The 20,719-nt window shown below is 47.6% G+C and carries 19 protein-coding genes; 5 read left to right on the top strand and 14 right to left on the bottom strand.

Going from position 1 to position 20,719, the window contains the following annotated elements; all coding sequences use genetic code 11:
• Nucleotides 1-6: 6 nt before the first annotated feature.
• The 4 genes from MKY82_RS07095 to MKY82_RS07080 form a co-directional block, all read right to left on the bottom strand.
• Nucleotides 7-708 carry an ABC transporter ATP-binding protein gene (locus MKY82_RS07095; RefSeq protein ID WP_071223563.1) on the bottom strand — a complete coding sequence of 234 codons (702 nt, stop codon included), beginning with the start codon at nucleotides 706-708 and terminating at the stop codon, nucleotides 7-9.
• Nucleotides 709-1,083: 375 nt separating this feature from the next.
• Nucleotides 1,084-2,091, bottom strand: coding sequence for a C45 family peptidase (locus MKY82_RS07090; RefSeq protein ID WP_339295811.1), 1,008 nt, complete (start codon nucleotides 2,089-2,091; stop codon nucleotides 1,084-1,086).
• Between the two features lie 129 nt (nucleotides 2,092-2,220).
• Complete coding sequence (locus MKY82_RS07085) at nucleotides 2,221-2,703, bottom strand: SRPBCC family protein (RefSeq protein WP_339295810.1); 483 nt, start codon at nucleotides 2,701-2,703, stop codon at nucleotides 2,221-2,223.
• 66 nt (nucleotides 2,704-2,769) lie between these two features.
• The gene (locus MKY82_RS07080) at nucleotides 2,770-3,087 is read right to left on the bottom strand and encodes a metalloregulator ArsR/SmtB family transcription factor (protein WP_194541348.1); all 318 of its coding nucleotides are present in this window, start codon (nucleotides 3,085-3,087) and stop codon (nucleotides 2,770-2,772) included.
• Nucleotides 3,088-3,214: 127 nt separating this feature from the next.
• Between MKY82_RS07080 and MKY82_RS07075 the strand changes: the two genes are divergently transcribed.
• The 4 genes from MKY82_RS07075 (at nucleotide 3,215) to MKY82_RS07060 (ending at nucleotide 11,190) form a co-directional block, all read left to right on the top strand.
• Complete coding sequence (locus MKY82_RS07075) at nucleotides 3,215-4,039, top strand: AraC family transcriptional regulator (RefSeq protein WP_339295809.1); 825 nt, start codon at nucleotides 3,215-3,217, stop codon at nucleotides 4,037-4,039.
• Between the two features lie 82 nt (nucleotides 4,040-4,121).
• The gene (locus MKY82_RS07070) at nucleotides 4,122-5,087 is read left to right on the top strand and encodes a proline dehydrogenase family protein (RefSeq protein WP_339295808.1); all 966 of its coding nucleotides are present in this window, start codon (nucleotides 4,122-4,124) and stop codon (nucleotides 5,085-5,087) included.
• Between the two features lie 176 nt (nucleotides 5,088-5,263).
• A complete protein-coding gene (locus tag MKY82_RS07065; RefSeq protein WP_339295807.1) occupies nucleotides 5,264-9,097 on the top strand; it encodes a copper amine oxidase N-terminal domain-containing protein in 3,834 nt (1,277 codons plus the stop codon).
• Nucleotides 9,098-9,477: 380 nt separating this feature from the next.
• Nucleotides 9,478-11,190 carry a cellulase family glycosylhydrolase gene (locus tag MKY82_RS07060; protein ID WP_339295806.1) on the top strand — a complete coding sequence of 571 codons (1,713 nt, stop codon included), beginning with the start codon at nucleotides 9,478-9,480 and terminating at the stop codon, nucleotides 11,188-11,190.
• 180 nt (nucleotides 11,191-11,370) lie between these two features.
• Here MKY82_RS07060 and MKY82_RS07055 read toward each other — a convergent pair whose 3' ends face one another.
• The 8 genes from MKY82_RS07055 to erm form a co-directional block, all read right to left on the bottom strand.
• Nucleotides 11,371-13,299, bottom strand: coding sequence for a PAS domain S-box protein (locus MKY82_RS07055; protein ID WP_194541343.1), 1,929 nt, complete (start codon nucleotides 13,297-13,299; stop codon nucleotides 11,371-11,373).
• Between the two features lie 153 nt (nucleotides 13,300-13,452).
• Nucleotides 13,453-14,193, bottom strand: coding sequence for an SDR family oxidoreductase (locus tag MKY82_RS07050; protein WP_220686254.1), 741 nt, complete (start codon nucleotides 14,191-14,193; stop codon nucleotides 13,453-13,455).
• A complete protein-coding gene (locus MKY82_RS07045; RefSeq protein WP_220686255.1) occupies nucleotides 14,180-14,587 on the bottom strand; it encodes a MerR family transcriptional regulator in 408 nt (135 codons plus the stop codon). Before MKY82_RS07045 ends, MKY82_RS07050 begins: the two co-directional genes overlap by 14 nt.
• 61 nt (nucleotides 14,588-14,648) lie before the next feature.
• Nucleotides 14,649-15,503, bottom strand: a complete 855-nt coding sequence (locus MKY82_RS07040; protein ID WP_339295805.1) for an aminoglycoside phosphotransferase family protein — start codon at nucleotides 15,501-15,503, stop codon at nucleotides 14,649-14,651.
• Nucleotides 15,504-15,747: 244 nt separating this feature from the next.
• A complete protein-coding gene (locus MKY82_RS07035; RefSeq protein ID WP_220686256.1) occupies nucleotides 15,748-16,425 on the bottom strand; it encodes a CPBP family intramembrane glutamic endopeptidase in 678 nt (225 codons plus the stop codon).
• 142 nt (nucleotides 16,426-16,567) lie between these two features.
• Nucleotides 16,568-16,888 carry a thioredoxin family protein gene (locus MKY82_RS07030; protein ID WP_113058574.1) on the bottom strand — a complete coding sequence of 107 codons (321 nt, stop codon included), beginning with the start codon at nucleotides 16,886-16,888 and terminating at the stop codon, nucleotides 16,568-16,570.
• On the bottom strand, nucleotides 16,885-17,262 hold the full coding sequence (locus tag MKY82_RS07025) for a MerR family transcriptional regulator (protein WP_071223574.1): 378 nt from the start codon (nucleotides 17,260-17,262) through the stop codon (nucleotides 16,885-16,887). Before MKY82_RS07025 ends, MKY82_RS07030 begins: the two co-directional genes overlap by 4 nt.
• Before the next feature lie 124 nt (nucleotides 17,263-17,386).
• Entirely contained in the window at nucleotides 17,387-18,250 is an 864-nt protein-coding gene (erm, locus tag MKY82_RS07020; RefSeq protein WP_220686257.1) for a 23S ribosomal RNA methyltransferase Erm, read from the bottom strand.
• 346 nt (nucleotides 18,251-18,596) lie between these two features.
• On the opposite strand from erm, the gene MKY82_RS07015 reads away from it, so the two are divergent.
• Nucleotides 18,597-19,025: a GNAT family N-acetyltransferase gene (locus MKY82_RS07015; protein WP_220686258.1), complete on the top strand. Its 429-nt coding sequence runs from the start codon at nucleotides 18,597-18,599 to the stop codon at nucleotides 19,023-19,025.
• Nucleotides 19,026-19,089: 64 nt separating this feature from the next.
• Here MKY82_RS07015 and MKY82_RS07010 read toward each other — a convergent pair whose 3' ends face one another.
• Together MKY82_RS07010 and MKY82_RS07005 are read right to left on the bottom strand one after the other, a co-directional pair.
• Entirely contained in the window at nucleotides 19,090-19,794 is a 705-nt protein-coding gene (locus tag MKY82_RS07010) for a DNA alkylation repair protein (RefSeq protein WP_194541337.1), read from the bottom strand.
• A gap of 204 nt (nucleotides 19,795-19,998) precedes the next feature.
• The gene (locus MKY82_RS07005) at nucleotides 19,999-20,574 is read right to left on the bottom strand and encodes a 50S ribosomal protein L25 (protein ID WP_339295804.1); all 576 of its coding nucleotides are present in this window, start codon (nucleotides 20,572-20,574) and stop codon (nucleotides 19,999-20,001) included.
• Nucleotides 20,575-20,719: the final 145 nt, after the last annotated feature.

The following is a 20,719-nucleotide window of genomic DNA, read 5'->3' as shown; positions in this document are numbered from 1 at the left end:
GTCTCCCTACCACTCGATGTTGTCTACAGAAACGGGGTTCGGATTCAAAACCATGTTTCGGACCTTGGCATTGTTGATCTCGATGACCCGATCCGCCATCGGCGTCAGGGCAGAATTATGCGTAATGACGATAACCGTCGTTCCGGTATGGCGGCAAGTGTCTTGGAGCAGCTTAAGCACCTGCTTCCCCGTATGATAATCAAGCGCACCAGTGGGTTCATCGCAGAGAAGCAGCTTCGGCTGCTTGGCGAGTGCCCTGGCAATCGCTACCCGCTGCTGTTCTCCGCCGGACAGCTGTGCCGGAAAATTGTTCAGACGATTACCCAGGCCGACATCCCGCAATACTTGCTCTGCGTCCAGGGCCCGAGGAGAAATCTGCGAAGCCAACTCCACATTTTCTTTTGTCGTCAGATTGGGAACCAGGTTATAAAATTGAAACACAAATCCGACGTCATTGCGCCGATAGCCGGTCAACTCCTTGCTGTTAAACCTTGCAATATCCGTTCCATCCACGAGTACTTGTCCCTCATCCGCCGTATCCATGCCGCCCAATATATTCAGCACCGTGGATTTGCCTGCACCGCTGGGACCGACAATGATCGCAAACTCGCCTTTTTCAATCTCCAGGTTGATTCCATCATTGGCTACAATCGTGGTCTCTCCCATTCGGTAGCGCTTATATTCATCCTTCATGCTCACAAAAGCCATGTGTACCCCACTCCCAACTCATGGTTGCAATATCGGCTAAAATCGTTATGTAAACTAATGTAACCCAAAAGAGGGCTTATCCGGTGCTTAAGCCAGAGCGCCGTTCACCGTGATTGGATACGAACTTCGGCATCTGTCGTGACTGTGCTAAACCTCTTGTTTGTGTCTTTACCGTTGTTAGACTCCTTGTTTTCTGACGTTCATTCAATGAAATGATCCTTTAAAATCAGTGTAGCACAAACAAATCGGCCAAAGAAAACGCAGCCACCCCCGCGGGTGGCAATGTCACAGAATGTTCCAAATTCGAAATAGCCCGAGCAGCACAAAAAAACGCTTCTTCGCCTAGGAAGAAGCGCTTCTCTGATAGATTTATTGTCAATCGATATGCCCAGTCAGTGTCGCTTCCTGAAGATCCTTGCCTTCGACCCAATCCCTGAACGAAAAATCAAGCACGCGCCCCTGAGCAAGCGATGTCATGACCCTTCCTTCTTCGAAGGCGTACGAAAAGGTATGCAGCGTTCCGAACAAATCGTCGTAATCCGTAAAAAATAACGGGGACTTTCGGTCCTTAAACAAACCGAAAACCTCGGTTTGGGTTAACTGTTCAGCATCCAAGCTATCGATATAACGTTTACGCCGAAGGGAATGCTCGATGGATGGCCTGTTTTTGCCCGTCAAAGCCTCATAATGGTTAACGCAGGCGATCACCGCCGCCTCGCCCGCACGGGTAATCACTTGATCCGGACTTGCTTCCACAACGGCCATGTTCCCTCGTGCATCCCCTATTGAAAAGTTATAACACGCCGCATGGGGAATATGGCGCAGCATATAAGACGCTTCTTCTACAGTACTGCATGACTCCAATATCATCCGAACGCCGACCCATGACGACAGTCCCGTCCCGTATCCGTCAAAGCTGACAAAATGCAGCCCAGCGGCAAGCCCTTGCTCATTCACCCCGTCATGCCTGCCTATTGCCTGCAAATTATAGCCTGCACTCGCTAAGCCTTGATCGGCTTGAGCCACTGTAAAATAACCATCGTAAAACGCAGGCGTAAAATCGTAATTTCTTACGTAATACGAAGCCGTGATCATCGCCGAGCATCCCATGGCCGCGATTTTCGGGACGTCATATCCGCCGAGAATCGCCGCGGCTTTGGAAAACGGCATTTCCAAGCCTTCCGCCAGCCCTTCAAGCTCCGACAACAGCTGCGGGGCAAATTCGTTATAAATGCTCTTCAGTTGTTCCGTGTCGATCTCCGGCTTGGTGACCGCTTCGAACGCTTTTAATATCGGTTGATTTCGCAGACTGCGACCCAGCTTAAGCCCGTTATGATAGTTATCTTCTCTAAGCTGCAAGATGTGTACCGTGTAATCCGGCATTTTAACCCCTCCACCCAAGCGGTTTCCATATGGGAATATATCCCTAACCCGATTATAGATGCAATTCATCCATCTTCCAATAAAAAAGCTCCTACCCGGCATGTTTACATGCTGGGTCGGAGCAGATTGTTATGCACGCGGCAATTGTTTAAATACTTGAACGTATTGCTCGTATTTTTCGGACCAGGCGTCTTTGCGCGATTCAAGCGTCCTGCCCTCCAGCAGTGCTTCAATGACGTCCAGACATACGTCCCAACCGGCAATATCCTTCGGTGTATGATCCGTAATTTTCGTTATCGTCTCGATCAATACCAGACGACAGCCTTCGGACTCTGGATGCAGCTCAAAACGCACACGGTCCTCTCCCCACGTATACTCCAGTACCGAAAACTCCCGATAGTCCGTAATTTCAAATTCTTCGAACGTTCCATCCTGCATGTCAAATGTAATTCTTCCGCCTTGACGCAAATCTTCCACCTTTAGCTCCGAAAACCACTGTGTGAGCTTGTCATTATCCGTCAGATAGGACCACACCTTCTCAACCGAATGCTTCAGGCGGCGTTCAAATCGGACGGTCGTTCCGAACTCGTCTTGCTGTACTACTGCCAGCATTTTTCATCCTCCTCAGGAATGTTTTTATTCAAAAATGGATCTTCCAATCAAACTACATCAGGATGTTTAAGGAGATTCATCCTCATCCAGCAGCCTCTCCAGATCATTCAGCTTATTCGTCCAGAACTGACGGTAAGGCTCCAGCCAGTGGTGGATTTCCTCCAGGGGCTTGGCATTCAGACTGTACACATGCCTTTGTGCCTCTTTCCGCAGCGAGACAAGACCGGCTTCCCGCAAAATGCGCAAATGCTTGGACACGCCTGGTTGGCTGAGCTGCATGAGATCTACAATCTCGCCTACCGTGCACTCTTTCACGCGCAGATAGTCCAATATCGTCCTGCGGTTCGGTTCTGCCAATACTTCAAAAAGGTTATCGTTCAACATGTTTATTATATTACTTTATAGTTATATTTCTGTAAAGTTATATACAAATACGGACGCAATCTTTGAACAAACATAACGCCTTCCTTATAATGAATCTATTGATGTTTGAAGGAAAGGACTGACGGTAATGCCCGATATCATTTTTTTGCGTGATCCTGACCTGCCGTTTCTTGAAATTAAAGAATGCGATACGTTAGACAATCTTTCTTATAAGAAGCATTTTCACGAAGAAATTTCCATTGGCCTCATTGAAAAGGGAGCCACCCGCGTATGGTCGGCCGGGAAACGGTTTGAAGCTGCCCAGGGACATATTGTGCATTTTCCGCCGCTGCTCCCTCATGCCTGTCATCCCGAGAATCCTGCAAACTGGAAGTACACGATGATTTTTATCCATCCCCGGTGGCTCGGTCAAACCTCTTCGGACTATGATTCCAAATACCATCAACCCCATATGCCCATCCTGCATCCGAAATATCAAAACGAACGATCCCGTTATCTGATCCGTTCCTGCAGGACCCTGTTTCAGCAAAATGCCACTCCCCTCGAAGTGGAGTCCGTGCTTATGACATTAATGCGGGAGACGGGTCTCCTTCAAGAGGAAGCCGCTATGGCGTCTAGCGGCAGCGCTCATCAATCCCCGGCTATTCTGCGAGTGAAGCAGTATCTGGATCATCATTACAAAGATCGCATTACACTCGATACCCTGCAGGACATCTCCGGGATCAGCAAATTCCACCTGATCCGCTTGTTTGCAGAATCCTATCATCTAGCTCCCCACGCTTATCAGAATTTATTGCGCATCAATTACGCGAAAGAGCAGCTGCTATTAGGAAAAGCCATCGTCGACGTTGCTGCGGAGACCGGGTTTTACGATCAGAGCCATTTCACGAGAGCTTTTGCCGGGTGCGTAGGGACAACGCCACTTCGGTATGCAAAAGCAGCGACATCTTAAACAAACCGCAATTTTATACAAGACCCTCTCGCCTATACGTTGATAGAATCACAGGAGATCTTAATCAAATGAGGTGTTTAACTTGAACGATTCATTAACGGAACTGGCTTTTGCCGACGCTTTGAAGTCAGTCGCCCGTAACCTGCAACTCAAACAGTACGTCCAGCAATCCGCCGAATGGTATCCGATCCTGCTGCGTGCAGCAGAGCGTTTTGTCACGGGCGATGTGTTGAAACAAGGTTTGTTATGTCGAGATGCTCTGGACGCCAAAGGTTATCGCACTTCGCTGGAGTATATCGGGGAGAATACGCTGACTGAAGCGGAATGCACGCAGGCTTTCCTGGAGTTTACTAAGTTAATTGAAGCTTGTGCAGAACAGAGGACAGGAACCCGCATTTCACTCGACCTGTCCCATATCGGATTATCGGTAGACGAGGATTTGGCATACCGGCATCTTCTCGGACTGGCTGGCCAAGCCGAGGAAGCTGGATTGGAGCTGGTCATCAGCATGGAGGAATCCGCCAAAACGGATGCCATCCTTAAACTGTACAGAAAAGCTTCGGCCCAATTCACGAATGTCGGTATTACTTTGCAAGCGCAGCTCCCGCGAACGATGGAAGACCTCGAAAGAATTCTTGCCGACGGCTCCGGCACGATCCGCATCGTGAAAGGCGCTTATCAGGAACAAGAGGGGCACTATATTCCCCGTTCCGAGATGCTGACTTCGAGGTATGTACGAATGGTGGATTTATGCGTTCAAGCAGGCAGTCCCGTATCGGTCGCCACCCATGATGAAAGGATCCTGCGGCATATGACCAGCAACAAAATGTATCGCGACTCAGCCGTCGAGCTTGAAATGCTGTATGGCATACGTCCGGACCTGTCCAGACAAATGAAAGATGACGGCTTCCCTATTCGGATTTATCTGACTTACGGTGAAGAATGGTTCCTGTACCTGTGCCACCGAATCGCCGAGTACCCGCCGAATATATATGATGCAGTGACCCGGTCGATCCTGGGCGGCACCGATACAATTCAACATTATTGATCAACATTAGCAGCAGGGAAGAAACGGCAGAAATACGCTGTTTCTTTCTTTTTTATGACTAGGTACTAAAAAATATTTTCGGATTGCCGATGTTATAGTTGAAACTTTATTCTAGGCCAATGCGTCATATTGTAGAGGAAAATAATAACAAAGCTAAATTTCAGGAGGTTGAGTGTGTGAAAAGAATATGGACTGCCTTGCTAGCAGCTATACTGTTAATCCCCATGACATTCCAATCGCAGGTACAGGCGGCAGTGAACATCAGCGTCTTGATTGACGGCGTCAAGCTGTATACGCCTCAAGCGCCTGTCATGATCCAAGGACGCGTCATGCTTCCGATGAGATCCATCTTCGAAGCCTTGGATGCATCGGTCAAATGGAATCAAAAAACGAAAACCGTCACAGCGACCAAGGATGGCACAACCGTCATTCTAAAAATCAACTCCAAGACGGCCACCATCAATAACAAGACGGTAGCGCTGGATGTTCCGGCGAAAAACTTAAAAGGCAACACCATGGTGCCGGTACGCTTCGTAAGTGAAGCCCTCGGCCAAAAAATCGGCTGGAATTCCAAAACGAAAACGGTCACCGTCAAAACAACGAACAATTCAGGCGGCGGAAATAATACCGGTATCGTGCCTGTGAATTATGTGACTCTTCGGGACATCGGTAATACCGGCGACGGCCGCGATCTGCAGGTGAGCTTCTCCAAATCATCCACCGAGTCTTTAATTTCGCATTATCGGGTGATGATTGTAAAGCAGTCCAAGACGTTAAACCAATCTGAGGCACAGCGCGTGTCCTCGGCAGCTTACACAACGGTGTACCCGTCCGGCTCGGATCCGACGCTGACCCTCACGTCGGGCTCAAGGGATGTGGATAATGATCTGATCCGCGATAACCAGGCTTATAAAGCCTACGTATTGGCAGTCAGCAAAACAGGCGGCACATATGCCCTTTCCTCGGCTTCGCCGTCGTTGACGCTGACCAACACCAATTCAGTAAACGGGGCAACCAACGTGAAAGCAAGCGATGTGAGCGACTATGGCGATGGCCGTGATCTGCAGGTCAGCTTCACGCGGGCCCAGAATGAGAGCAGTGTAACCAACTATCGCGTGTTTGCGGTAAAAACGAAGGATGCTGCCAAGTTTAATCTGGCGGCTGCCAAATCCGTTCAAAGCCAAAATTACACGACGGTAAGTAAAACCAGCACGACGAATACAACGCTGTCCACGACGCTGAGTTCTTCCGCTCGTGATACGTCAGGGGAGCTTATCCGCAGCGGAGTCGCTTACACCGTGTTCGTCCAGTCTGTGAGCAGCAATGAGAACGTGCTTGCAAGCAACCTGTCTTCAGGTTCGTCTTCCATCACCCTCAGCACAGGCAATGCAACGGTTCCATCCATTACGCAGGTGACGGATATCAGCGATTATGGTGATGGCCGCGATCTTCGTGTAAGCTTCAACAAGGTATCCAACGAATCCAACATTCACTCTTATCGCGTGTTTGTCGTAAAGGACAGCAATTACAACAGCTTCAACTTAAGCAAAGCCAATGGTGTATCCAGCTACAACTACACCCAAGTCAACAAAACCGGGAATAACATCAACAACTTGACGCTGGCATCGGGGGCTAGAGACGTAGACGGAGCAACGATTCGCAGCGGCGTGTACTATCGCGTATTCGTCATGGCCGTGAACAATAATAACTCCAATAATAACGTGCTGTCTGCGCCATCTAACTCCATCATCTTGAGTTCCAGCTCCAATGTGGGCGCGGTTACCAGCCTGTCTGTCACCGACGTGAACAACTACAATGACGGACGCGACCTGCAGGTGTCATTCACCCAGCCGTCCGATCGTTCGAATATCAACTATTACCAGGTATTCGTTGTAAAATCATCCGATAGCTATTTCGATCTGTATAGAGCCAATAACTTAAACAACAGCTATTATTACACTCAAATCAATAAGAACAACAGCAGCAACTACATTACTCAAACCCTGAATTCCAACAGCCGTGATATCGATGGAGAGCTCATTCGCAATGGTATCAGCTATCGCGTATATGTCCTGTCCGTAGGTTATTCAAATAACAATGCACTATCCAATTACTCATCGATTACGCTTGGAAACAACAATCAGGGCAATGTAAACCCTGTTTCCACGCCAACCTTGTCCATTATCGGCAATAATGGTAACGGAAGCGATCTGAGAGTCGCCTTCAGTCCCGCTTATGGCGAAAGTTACATCGATCATTACCGGATTCTCGTTGTGAAGTCAAACCAAAGCCTGAACGTGTCGCAAGCTTACAACAACGGGAATTACACCACGGTTTACAAAACCGGCGGAACCATCACTCGGGATTTGACTAGCACGACGAAGGATTCCGACGGGGATCTCATTCAAAGAGGTTCAAGCTACCGTGTGTATGTCTTGTCGGTAGGCTACTCGAATTACGGCAGAGCACTTTCATCGGTTTCTCGTGACGTAACGATACAAGGCTTGACGGAAGTTGGTAAGGCTGCGAATATTACGGCAGCGGATGAGGGCAATGAAGGCAACGGAAGCGATCTGAAAGTAACTTTCTCCCCTGCTAATGGAGAGAACAATATCGATCATTATCGCATTTTTGTAGTCAAATCATCCAAGGATCTGTCATTATCCCAAGCACAATCAAACAGTTATCACACTAAAGTGTCAAAAGCGAACAGTTACAGTAAAAATTTAGGAGCTAATGCCCAAGACACAGACGGTGAGCTGATTCGGAATGATCAAGGCTATCGCGTGTATGTCTTATCGGTAAGCAACAATTCCTCCAGATACAGCGATGCTCTATCCGCTCCATCAGGCGAAATCAAACTGCAGGGAGTAAGTCAGGTAGGAGCAGCAATTAATGTTCGAGTGATTGATGATGGTGATAAAGGTAACGCTAGTGACCTGAAAGTATCCTTCACTAAAGCTGCAAACGAACAAAATATTAGTGAATACCGAATCATCGTTGTAAATGGATCCGATTTGAACAAATTCAATCTAGATGTTGCTAATGGACTCCCAGCAGAAAGCTATGTTACCGTCTTTCCCGGCACTAACCATAATGGCAATCTCGTAGAAGGCACCCGAGACGCATTCGGAAACGAGATTGCTAACCAACAAAAATACCGTGTGTATGTTCTATCAGTCAGCAACAGTAAGAATATTAGAAACACGCTCTCAGAAGCTTCCAATTTAGTACCATTGGAAAACCAAACAGCTCTGGAGGTTCCCTCCACTGTGAAAGCAGAAATTGCAAGTGGAAGTAGTAATGGTACTGCCAGTGATGTCACTGTCAAGTTCACGGGAACAACTAAAGGGATTACGGAATATCGAATCCTAGTTGTTTCTTCAGATAAAGACTTGAACTTAGAAAAGGCTGAAGCAATAAAGGCTAGCAATCAATACACTGTAGTTAAGCCTAAAGCAGGCGAAATAGAGCAAAAATTAACCAACTCGAACGACGTGAACGATGTTGCCATTTCGGAGGGTAAGGAGTATAAAGCTTACATTCTAGTCGTTGCGGATGGAAAAACGCAAAAATCGAACGCCTTATCTCCAGCATCTGAGAACTTCACCATACCCGCCCCATTCCAAGCTTCGGCCGTTAAAGCCAGTTTGAATAAGGACGGGAAGCTTCAAGTTGAATTCACGAAAGCGATCAATGAGGCAAGCATGGATAGTTATCGGCTGTTGTTTGTGGCAAAAACAGATATCAAAGATTTCAATCTTCAAAAAGCAACAGCAGCCGTTGCCAAAGAGGAAACAAATGTTGCAATTAAACCAAGTGGCGTTAATATTTCAAAACTAATCGATATCCCAACGGTAGATGCATTAAACCAGACTATTAAGACTGATACGGAGTACGCCGTCTATGTTTTTTCAAAGCTAAAAGATCAAATAAATGTGCAGACAGCTACTCTGCTCTCTAAACCATCTAATACCTTGAAATTGCCGACAGCTACAGCAACTCCGTAAAAATTCGGTTAGCGGTATAGAAGTTTCCCATCAAACTTCCAAACGCTTCAGTCCCAAAAGAGCTGACCCTCATGTCAAACTTGACCATGAGGGTCAGCTCTTTTTTTATCCCTTTCCACCCATCAAGCCCTCTCCAAAACTACCTGCATCTTATAACTAATTTTCACATGATTTTATGAGGAATTATCCGGGTACTTCCAAATGGGAAAATATGATAATTTATAAATTAGAAAGCGCTTTCAATATATACACTTGGAGGTGAATGTCTGCTCTAAATCCTTTCGTGACAACTAGAACCTCAACACCCGACCAGATACCTCACACGAAGTCACTCTATTTAAAAACACCGATTTACAACTTCATTACAAAAGGAGATGCTAATGATAAACCTGAATAAGAAATCCCTATGTTCCTTAGCTCTTATCGCTGTTCTAGTCCTTTCACTATTCCCATCTTTCGCATCCGCTGCGAAAAACGAACATTCAAGATCTCCAAAGAAAAATCCCCAAGCCTACGTCAACGATATGCAGCCCGGCTGGAACCTTGGCAATTCGCTGGATGCCGTGGGGGCTGACGAAACAGCATGGGGAAATCCGCGCATCACCAAAGCCTTGATCAACCAAATCGCGGCACAGGGATATAAGAGTATCCGCATTCCGGTAACCTGGAACACCCATATCGGCAGCGGGCCGAACTATACCATCGACACTGCTTACATGGACCGGGTACAGGAGGTTGTCGATTGGGCGCTTAAAGCCGATCTGTATGTCATGATCAATGTCCATCACGATTCTTGGCTATGGATCAGCCATATGGAGAACAATCGCAATGAGGTCGTTGCCAAGTACAACGCCGTGTGGACTCAAGTTGCCCATCGCTTCCGGAACCATTCCAACAAACTGATGTTTGAAAGCGTCAATGAACCTCGTTTCTCTGATGGAGGGACCACCGATGAAACGAAAGCATTTCAGATGCTGGACGAACTTCAAACGTCATTCCATCGGATTGTCCGCGGCTCTGGAGCACGCAACGCAACCCGGCCGCTTGTACTATCTACCCTGGAGGCCTCTCCAACCCAGGAGAGAATGAGCGAACTATATAACACCATGACGAAGCTGAATGACTCCAATCTGATTGCGACGGTCCATTATTATGGATTTTGGCCGTTCAGTGTGAACATCGCGGGTTATACCCGTTTTGAGACGGATACCCGGAACGATATCGATCAAACATTCAACAATGTGTATAACACCTTTATCGCCAGAGGGATTCCCGTCATCCTGGGTGAATATGGACTGCTTGGGTTCGATCAGAGCACGGGAGTCATTGAGCAGGGGGAGAAACTGAAGTTCTTCGAGTATCTAACCTATTATCTCAAAGAGAAGAACATTACCCATATGCTATGGGACAATGGCCAGCACTTTAAGCGAACCGCTTTTACCTGGTCCGATCCGGAGTTGTACAACATCATGAAGGCGGGGTGGAGCGGGCGCTCTTCCACGGCTGACACCGATCTGGTCTTCGTAAAAAAAGGAACGGCCATCCAGAATAAGAGCATACCTTTGAACTTAAACGGCCACTCGTTAACCGAAGTCCGCACAAACGGACAACTGCTAGTTGCCGGGCAGGATTATACGCTTAACGGAAATGCGATCACGTTTACGTCCAGCCTGCTGTCCAGACTGACTTCATCCGGCCAATTCGGCGTGAATGCTGTATTGACGGCCAAATTCAACCGCGGTGCGGACTGGAATTTCAGGGTCATCTTCCATGATAAGCCCGAGCTTCGCAACACGCAGGGTACAACCGATTCGTTCAGCATTCCAACGACGTTCAACGGAGATCAGCTAGCCACGATGGAGGCGGTATACGCGACGGGAGGCAATGCAGGACCGCAGGACTGGACCTCCTTCAAAGAGTTTGAATATACGTTCTCCCCATCCTACTCAACGGATGAAATCAAGCTCAAGCCTACCTTTTTTAATGAGGTCAAAGACGGAGAAGTGATTCTTAAATTCCATTTCTGGAGCGGCGAGGTCATCACCTATAAACTTACGAAAAGCGGAAGCAGCGTAACCGGTAACGCTTCTTAGGACATCCTTTATAACTTTAACGGCCTGTCGGGATTCTTCCCGCAGGCCGTTTTTTCATTCACTATGACTGCAACTCCCATACACGCGACGGCAGATTAGCAGCTGCATACTGCATGCGAATTCGTTCCTATAATTAGAATGAATAAAAGCTCAAGCGACATCACTTGAGCTTTCATCTGTTTAGGCTTGAGACATATCTCGCTCAGCCAGAAACTTATCAATAATGCCCGAGATAACATTCATGCTGACAGGCTTGCTTACATACTCATCCATGCCCATCCCTAAATATTTCTCGCGATCGCCCTTGATCGCATGGGCCGTAACGGCCACGATAAAGGGCTGTTTTTCGGATGATACCGATTCTTTAATGAGCCGGACCGCTTCCGTTCCATCCATGAAGGGCATCGAAATGTCCATGAACACGATGTCATACGGATAACGCTCGAAGGCTTCAACCGCCTCGAGTCCATTCTGGACGGTGGTCGAATGGTATCCCAGCTTCTCAATCATTTTCTTGAGGACTAACTGATTCACCTCATTATCCTCGGCAATCAAAATTTTCAGATCGTTTCCTGAGGAGTGATTCTCGTGAACGGCCCCATTCTCCTGTTGATTGACATCATTCGGCTTAAACGAAAAATCAACCGTAAACGTAAAGACAGACCCCTGCTGGTTCTGATTCTTCTCATACCAGATATCTCCGCCCATCAACTGAACGAGTTTTTTGCAGATCGCCAGACCCAGCCCCGTTCCTTCCACCTGGCGGGTCATATAGTGGTCCACTTGATAAAAGGGTTCAAATAACTGCGCAACCTTCTCACTCGGCACGCCAATGCCCGTATCCATAACGGAGAATTGGATAAGGGCCGAGTTCCCCTGGTCCTCGACACACTGCACAGCGATGGAGACGGCGCCATTAGGCGTAAATTTAATCGCATTACTAAGCAGGTTCATTAAGATCTGCCTTAGCTTTGTCACATCCCCATACACTTGATTCGGCACGTCAGAAGCTACAGAGGTGGTCACCTCAATATTTTTCTCCAGCGCCTTCGGAAGAATCAGGTTCAATGTCTCGGACAAAGCCGTTCTTAGATTAAATGTTTCCTCCACCAGCTCCGTTCTGCCCGATTCGATTTTTGAAAAGTCCAAAATATCATTGATGATGTTCAGAAGGGTTGTCCCGCTTTTCTTAATGATCTGTACATACTCCCGCTGTTCCTCATCAAGCTCTGTTTCAAGTATCAAGTCCGTCATCCCGATCACACCATTCATCGGCGTGCGGATCTCATGGCTCATCATCGCCAGAAACTCGCTCTTGGCGTTATTTGTCTTCTCGGCTGCTTCCTTCTCGATGATGAGTCTCTTCTGCTCTGTCATATCCTTGGCAATAATGTAAAAACCCACATTCTTGTTATGAATGACAATCGGTGCAAGCGTAGCTAGCACTTCAACCGTGTGTCCGTTTTTGTGATGGATAACGTTTATAGCTTTCTCGACAGCAACATAATCCGCTAAAGGAGAAAGTATACGAGCAAGATGACGTTCACCGATCAAATTGGAAATCCGGGTTCCAATTAATTCGGGAATTTTAAAACCAGTCAGCTGCTCTGCCATCTGGTTCCCGTTAATGATCCTTCCCTCCAGATTGAAGGAAATGATCGCATCATGGTTATACTTCTTCAGCGAGGTATAGCGTTCAATGCTCTCCTGGAGCCTTTGCTCGGCAACCTTGCTGTTGGTAATATCAACAATTTGCGAAATGAAAAACAAAGGAGTTTGATCCTTTTCGTCACGAACCAGAGAAACATGCATCGATGCCCAGATGCCACGGCCGTCTCTATGTACGAATTGTTTTTCCACCGCAATGGTTGAGGACGTCTCATCCAAAGATTGAAACAGCTTATCTTTATTGTTAATGCAATCAGAATAAATATAATCGGTTGCCGGCTGTGCCATCAATTCTTCTTCCGTCAAGCCAAACATTTTGCAAGCCGCAGGATTTACGCTGATCCAATTTCCATCTATCGTAACCAGGGCAATGCCAATTGGAGCACTTTTGTAGACATGTTCAAACAAAGCCTGATGGCCAAAAATGTTGATATCACTCATACTCTGCACCTCCTGATACCGATTATTATACATCAGCATCTTCGAAATGGGTCTTTTTCAGAGTATTTTTATATTGCTAATCATTAGCAGCGTCATCCATCGGTAAACCAAACAATAGATGTCATCCCTTGCATAGCGAAAATTCCCGCCACATCACCAAGCGATTCGCTGCCGCTCACGGAAATACTCCCCGCTAGGCCCATCATCCTCCATCGTCGCCAGCCAAACAGCCGTATCAGCCCCTTCGGCAACGGTTAACGGAGCATCCTCACCGCCCATATCGGTCTGAACCCGGCCCGGGCAAACCGCGTTTACCTTTATGCCGGCACCGGCTACCTCCTGCGAGACGAGGCAGGTTAACGCATTCAGCATCGTTTTGGAGATACGGTAAGCCGAGGACGACCCTTTTAAACCGTAACCATCCTGCATGATTTCGAAAGCACCAAGACCGGAAGAGATGTTTACAATACGCCCATAATGATGCTTCTTCATCAGAGGGATCGCCGCCTGCGTCATACGAAAAGCACCAAAAAAATTCGTCTCCAGCGTTTGCCGCACGACCGACTCCTCTACATCCAGCACAGAAACCCCTCGGTCCAAAATAACCCCGGCATTGTTCACCAGCACGTCAAGACGGCCGTAGTCTGATTGTATTCGCTCCATCATCCGTGCCACATCGTTGATTTCGTGGACATCCGCCACCTGCAGCTTTACATCGAGCCGGGCCGCAAGCAATTCCTGGACAGCTAACCTCCCCTTCCCTTCGTCCCGGGACGTAATGATCACCTGAAGTCCTTTGGCAGCAAGCTGCCTTGCAATCTCTTTTCCAATTCCACGGTTGCCCCCCGTCACGACAGCAACTCGCTTCACAACCAGCCCGTCAACCTTGTTCATTACGCCGATCCCCCTTGTCCAAAATAGCTTCCCATGCCTTAATGTTCTTCTGCAAATGAATTTCCGCCTGCTTCAGCAGCTCGATCTGCAGCTGGATATCATCCAGCTTCCGCTTACCTATCTCAATCGCATTCGGAAGACATTCGATTCTCGGCTGCTCATCAAATGCACATTGGAAAAAACTCATAATCTCCTTCACCGTCAATCCCAGGCTAAAATACATCTGGATCAGCCGAACCCGCTCGATATCCGTCTCCCTATATTCACGGTAGCCATTATTCTGACGGTCCGGAGACAATAGTTCCTTCTCCTCGTAATAACGCAAGGAACGCAAACTTACGCCCGTTTTACGTGACAACTCACTAATATGCACACGCAGCAGCTCCTTTTTCATTCGGTTAACCGCATTGTAAACCATCACATGATGTGAAGGTCAATCCGGAATTTCACAAGCATCATGCAATCCACGATCTCAAGTAGTCCATGGCATAAACATAATCTTTTGCCCATTCGGAAAAAGCAAGCTGCGGATCCCAAGTAACTGCACCAATCGCTTTGGCGCATCCCCAATCCAATATACGCTGATGGAGCATATGCACTCTAAATCGATCAACAAAGCCTTCCTTATTGGCAGAACCCTGCAAGTACATCTGTACAAAATGCCGCGCTGCTTCCTGTTCCTCGAAATCCCAATACATAATCACCATCTTGGGCAAATCCGCTGCTCCATCCCCAAAATATACGGTCGTAAAATCAAAAATGCCGCTGATTCGCCACGCCTGACGAACCGTATCATACGCTACCAGCATATTCTCTGCCTTGAAATCCCCCATAACAAAAGTGGGGGAGCAATGCTTATCGAACTCATCCGCCGAGGCACGCAGCACCTCTTCAACCCATTCCGTATCGGCTCGGGTGATCTGGGAATATTGCTTGGCATCCTGTAACCAAAACCGAATCCGGTTGTAGAGCCACTCTTTATAAGATCCCTCAAACGGGCGGATCTTTAGTGTTTGCGGGTCGAGCTCGCCATACTGATTCACTGTCCAGCCGTGCATTTCATTTAAAATGTTGGCTGCTGAAGAGGCAATATCCATTCGATCCGCTGCGCCAAGACTTGCTCTACATTGTGGATCATTCATATGTACGCCATGAAGACGGGGCATGATCGCGTAACTCCAGCCGAAAATATCGCTGGACTCATCCAGCAGATACGGAGCCGATAAAGGCAGTGATGTATATTTTTGCAAATAGTCCGTATAAAATTTCTCTTCAGCGAACTGCCCTGCATAAAGGGGATTTCCCTTCAATACATAGCTTCCTTTGCTCGAGTTAATGAACAACGTCTGATTTCCTACTCCCTTAGACGTTTTCTCAGCTGAAATGAGGTTCCCTAGATGGTGTCTGTCCAGCATGGTCTGGAGCTGCTCATCCGTTACATGACCGATGGGGTTGGTTGAGAAAAAGATTTCTGTTGTCAGTTAAAACGCCTCCCTAAAATTTTCCACCGCCTTGCAAGGCGTATATTTATCCGCAAACAAATCTAATCCTTCATCAGATGATCCCAAACAGCATAAATCCGATGGTGTTAATGGCAAGATTGGCAAACATATGGACCATCCAAGATGCGTAAATATTGCCGCTACGCTCATTCAACCAGTTAAACAGTAGGGCCGCGACAACCAGACCGGCGATTAATAAGAGGAATAGCCCTACCGAGAACCAGCTGGACATCATCGCAATATGATACACGGCAAAGGCCCCTGCACTGAATAGATAAGCAAACCGTCGTCCGACTTGCTCCTTCAGCGTAAAAAAAGCAAAACCCCGGAAAAAGAACTCCTCCAGCAGTGAATTCGCAATCGATATGTAAAGGGCTACAAACACAAAATTGCCTGCGTTTACCCCCAAGTTCTCCTGTAAGGCTCCTGTTACGTTGGTGAAATCAAATAAAGGACTCAACAAAAAATATCCGCCGAGTATGATAGTGAATACGCCGAATCCCAGCAGCAAGGACATCAGGAGGCCTTTTCTCTCGAAGGTGAACAGCCTCCGAAACGGTACCCCGCCGGCGATCACGGCGTAACCAATCGGTAATGTCAGAAACAGGATGATCTTGATGGCGGATTTAACAGCATAATCCGGACGGATCACCGCGTCTACCACGCTCATGGCAAGACAGCTTAGTACGATGATAGTCAGAAGAGATATGATTTTCCTTCTTGATCTCATGAAAGTATCTCCTTCGGCAGCGAATTACGGTTGCTATATAAGAATTCGATACACGGCGTATAATGCCCTCTACCTCAATAGAAAACGCCTCTGTGTCATCAAACAACAGAGGCGTTTTCGCTCAATCAATCTATATTCGATTCTATGAGACATAACGGCCTAGCGCCGCTTGGTACACACTCTTAGGTCGAAGTCCAATCAGTTTGTCTGCCGGTTCTCCGTTATGAAACACGATCACCGTCGGCATGGACATAATACCGAATTGAGCGGCAAGCTCCGGGGATTCGTCACAATCCACCTGATAGACATCCAGGCGACCCGCTTCTTCCTGACTCAGCTCTTCCAGAATGGGTAGCAGCACCTTGCACGGCGGGCACCATGTGGCTCCAAATTCAACCAGAGTGACTCCATTCTGTTTAATCGCGTCTTGAAAGCTGGCTGCATCTATTCGTGGTAAACTCATTTGCATTCCTCCGCTTCTTCCGATTCTCGTTCCTCCAGAATCGATTGCATGCGTTCCTCCAGATTCATCTTGATATGGTTTAGCTGGTGGATTTGCGCATCGATCTCTGCAATTTTTTGACGAAAAATCGGAAACACTTCCGCGCAAAACGCCTCTTTATTTTTCAAGACGCAATGCAGGAAACCCGCGATCTGCTCGGTGGACAATCCTAGATTCAAATATAACTGGATGGTACGCACCTGTTCTTCTGCGAGAATCGAATACTCCCGGTACCCGTTCTCGTTGCGAACCGGCATAAGCAATCCTTGCTGTTCGTAGTATCGAAGCGAACGGATGCTGACGCCGGTACGGGCTGCAAGTTCTCCGATTTTCATGCTTTTTCGCCTCCTGGATGAACGATTCGATTTCATTGTAAACCCTGACACTAGTGTCAGGGTCAAGCGAATTCTGCGAACATTTTATAAATGATCGTATTAGAAACGACGGATATCCCCGTTATTATTCTCTTTTTTTGGATTTGCCTTTCGAGCTTGAAAGTTTGGGCCAACGATTCGACGGCACATGCTGGAGCATCGTATGGAATACAGTCCCCCACTGCTCTTCGTTCAGCCTCCCGATGGGGAGATCTCGATCCACCCCCAGCATTCGGACCAGCTTCGTAATCTGAGGAGGCGTGAACACGCCCGCCAGAGACGCGAATAACGGCAGCCTCGGGTCCCGCAATCCGTAGGCTGCCAGCGCTCTAAACTTCGGTTGATGCTGCGTGGCAATGAGCGGCTGTTTCCTCCGGTTGATGGCTAGAATAGCGGAATCCACTTTGGGAGGCGGCGCAAAATGTTGAGGAGATACGGTCCGCACGAGCCGCAGGTCATAATGCATCCTCCAGCTTAAGATACGCGGATCTTGAACCGGAACTGCCGTAAAACGTTTGGCTGCCCCCTTCTCCACAAGCAGCACGGCTCGCTGCAGCGGCACGCCGGGATGATCCAGCAGCTTCGCCATGATCGCTGTGGTGATCGAATACGGAATATTCGCCACGACGGCAAACGGACTTTTCGGAAGAGGAACCTCCAGGAAATCAGACGGGTTAACGCGAATGTTGCTGCCATCTTTTATCTTGCTGAACAGTTTATCAATAAACGCCGGATCTGTCTCGATCGCGAGCACGTGTGCCGCCTTCTCTGCCAGCGGAAAGGTTAATGCCCCTGTCCCCGCTCCGATATCGAGCACGGTATCGGTGGATTGAATCCGGGCCAAATCGATCATATCATGAATCAGCCGTTTGCTGATTAATAAATGCTGAGCGGAAAAGTTAGAAGGTTTCTTCAGTTTTTTCCGACTATTTTTATTATGTTTAAACACAAAAAAGCACCTCATTCATTCGTATAGTAATGAAAAAGGCACAGCACAAATAATCCTTCGCATTTTTACATGAAAATGGACGGATTTAGATGTTCTGTACCATCATTAACGAATACGTATGAATGCGATGCAACACATGTAAGGACAATCCTCCCTTAGATGAAGCGGATCAAATAACAACCTCAGTATAGCATAGGCATCCCGTTGCCTCACGGGTACATTCTTTTAAAAAGATTTTTTACCGCCGATCCACTCGAAAGCTATGATATCTTGAGAAAGATAGGAATAAACCGATTTCGTATCCTACACATACCACAGATCTGGCATACCAGAAGGAGCAAACCTTATGCAAATTTATTTTACTAATGAAACTGCAGAATCAAACAGCGCCGACATAAATTACGTAAGGAACCAAATGATTAAGTATAATCTCAAGCATTTCCCAGACGACTTAAAGGGCCGTTATGAGGAAGTAAACCTATTGTTGAGGAATGCGGACGGTCAGATTTTGGGAGGAATTGTGGGGGAAATATGCTGGAACTGGCTGGAGATCCACTACTTGTTCGTGGATGAAGCTTTCCGTAAATCGGGGTACGGCGCCAAGCTGTTAAACGAGGCGGAAAAAATAGCGAAAGAGAAACAATGCGAGTTTGTTAAATTGGATACATTGAGCTTCCAAGCCTTGGATTTTTACATCAAGCAGGGGTATGAGGTATATGGCCAGATCGAGAATGCCGGACGGCATACGCATTACTATATGAAAAAGGATATTTAAAAGAAGGCAGCAAAACACCGCCTTCTTTAGGTCTTCCATCAAATCCGCCGATTAAAAACATGGTTTAACATCTCACATACTTGCGTTTAAAACCTAGTTTCCCTCTCTCGACTTCTTTCCTAATATTTTCGGAAGCGTTCAGGAACTTGCTCTTATTGTCCCGCTTCATTTCTACCGGTCCTACGGCCTTTGCGGTCTCAACCGCCTTATCATGAAGCGGCAAATAGGAGATGGCTGCAGTGTACATGAAATTATTCATTGCGGATTTCGTTCGGTCCGGAGACTCGTGAATGGTCTTTTCCACCAGTTCGAGCATGGCCGAGATTTTGCTCTCCGGGAACTCACGATCCGGTCTGCTGCCGAGCAGCCAGCAGTAACAGCTCCACCCCGCCGACATTCTGAGCTCTTCGCCGCTTGCGATCCATTGATCGGCAACGTCTTGCGCAATATCTGCCTCTGCCAACGTTACGGCAACCACATAGTCGGACAGCATATAAAAATAGGCCGCATCCATCCAGCGATTATAATCCGCTGCCGTCATCGCTTTAGGGTCTGCAATGATGCCGGCAAAGTACATGGCGTCGTAGTTCCCGGTGGCATAAAGCTGCTCAGCCAGTTGCTGATTGATTTTAATTTTCTTGGCCATCGGCTTCATGGCACCTGTCGCCACGCCAAAGAGCGGTTCACGCGCCCCATTGGACAGATACATTTTCTTGAGCCGTTCCTTGCCTAGCGCTTCAAGCTCCGCCATAACGGATTCTGCATTCATGGTTCGACACTTCCTTCATTGGCTTAGTATGCAGCTGCCGAATAAGCGACAGACCGCAGTTCACATGACTTGAGTGTACAATAATAATGACGGCCAAGCCTAGTCTCACTTGATGGAAAGTTCCGGATTCTGATCAAATTTTACGCAAAAAACCGGCGATCGCTTCCCGATGGAGTATCGGGAAGTAATCGCCGGCAGCAGAAATTACATAGCCTCCGGTTGCTCCGACTGGACTTTCGGTGTCACCACCGACACGAGCAGTTCGTTTGCCGAAGAGATCAGCCCGACCCCGTCGGGCAGTTTAAGATCCCCGACGTGTAAGGAATTCCCGATATCCAGTTCGCTGATATCAACTGGAATGATGGCAGGAATACGGTCAGGGAAAGACTCAATCTCGATGAACGTGCTTTGAATTTGGACGACGCCTCCAAGTTTGGCTCCCTTGGCGGCGCCGATGTAATCGAGATTTACTCTCGTCCGAACAACTTCATTTATATTGATGCGCAAAAAGTCGACATGAATGTATTCACGAGTAATTGGATCACGCTGAACGGACTCCAGCAAAACCGGAAGCGGCTCCCGATCGTCAAAATGGAGCTCAAGGATTCCTCCCTTGCCGTTCCTTGCCCATTTGCCGAATTCTTTGGTGGACAGTTGAATCATCATATTGTTTTCCCCTGTGCCAAATACAACCGCCGGAATTCGTCCCGAAAGACGAAGCTGCTTAAGTCCAGTTTTGTTCATCGCGGCGCGCGTTTCTGCTCGTAAATTTACTCTCATCTCAACAACACTCCTCAGATTATCGTTATTTGGGTGCACTCTCCATCGATCGTCCATAATGAACTACGGATTTCTCCCCCCGTAGCGGGGAAATCAGGAGCACCATTGCATCACCTCCATATAGACATTTAATGTAAAACGGCTA

Origin of the sequence: Paenibacillus sp. FSL W7-1279 (assembly GCF_037969845.1) — a bacterium.
Classification (GTDB): domain Bacteria; phylum Bacillota; class Bacilli; order Paenibacillales; family Paenibacillaceae; genus Paenibacillus_AQ.
This window is presented reverse-complemented; position numbering and strand designations above follow the sequence as displayed.

Excerpts from the sequence above, each read along its gene's own strand:
- MKY82_RS07030 (WP_113058574.1), bottom strand. The coding sequence starts at position 16,888 with ATGAGTTTACCACGAATAGATGCAGCCAGCTTTCAAGACGCGATTAAA.
- MKY82_RS07035 (WP_220686256.1), bottom strand. The coding sequence starts at position 16,425 with ATGAGATCAAGAAGGAAAATCATATCTCTTCTGACTATCATCGTACTA.
- MKY82_RS07015 (WP_220686258.1), top strand. The coding sequence starts at position 18,597 with ATGCAAATTTATTTTACTAATGAAACTGCAGAATCAAACAGCGCCGAC.
- MKY82_RS07080 (WP_194541348.1), bottom strand. The coding sequence starts at position 3,087 with ATGTTGAACGATAACCTTTTTGAAGTATTGGCAGAACCGAACCGCAGG.
- MKY82_RS07060 (WP_339295806.1), top strand. The coding sequence starts at position 9,478 with ATGATAAACCTGAATAAGAAATCCCTATGTTCCTTAGCTCTTATCGCT.
- MKY82_RS07055 (WP_194541343.1), bottom strand. The coding sequence starts at position 13,299 with ATGAGTGATATCAACATTTTTGGCCATCAGGCTTTGTTTGAACATGTC.
- MKY82_RS07045 (WP_220686255.1), bottom strand. The coding sequence starts at position 14,587 with ATGAAAAAGGAGCTGCTGCGTGTGCATATTAGTGAGTTGTCACGTAAA.
- MKY82_RS07090 (WP_339295811.1), bottom strand. The coding sequence starts at position 2,091 with ATGCCGGATTACACGGTACACATCTTGCAGCTTAGAGAAGATAACTAT.
- MKY82_RS07095 (WP_071223563.1), bottom strand. The coding sequence starts at position 708 with ATGGCTTTTGTGAGCATGAAGGATGAATATAAGCGCTACCGAATGGGA.
- MKY82_RS07085 (WP_339295810.1), bottom strand. The coding sequence starts at position 2,703 with ATGCTGGCAGTAGTACAGCAAGACGAGTTCGGAACGACCGTCCGATTT.
- MKY82_RS07075 (WP_339295809.1), top strand. The coding sequence starts at position 3,215 with ATGCCCGATATCATTTTTTTGCGTGATCCTGACCTGCCGTTTCTTGAA.
- MKY82_RS07050 (WP_220686254.1), bottom strand. The coding sequence starts at position 14,193 with ATGAACAAGGTTGACGGGCTGGTTGTGAAGCGAGTTGCTGTCGTGACG.
- MKY82_RS07005 (WP_339295804.1), bottom strand. The coding sequence starts at position 20,574 with ATGAGAGTAAATTTACGAGCAGAAACGCGCGCCGCGATGAACAAAACT.
- MKY82_RS07010 (WP_194541337.1), bottom strand. The coding sequence starts at position 19,794 with ATGAATGCAGAATCCGTTATGGCGGAGCTTGAAGCGCTAGGCAAGGAA.
- MKY82_RS07025 (WP_071223574.1), bottom strand. The coding sequence starts at position 17,262 with ATGAAAATCGGAGAACTTGCAGCCCGTACCGGCGTCAGCATCCGTTCG.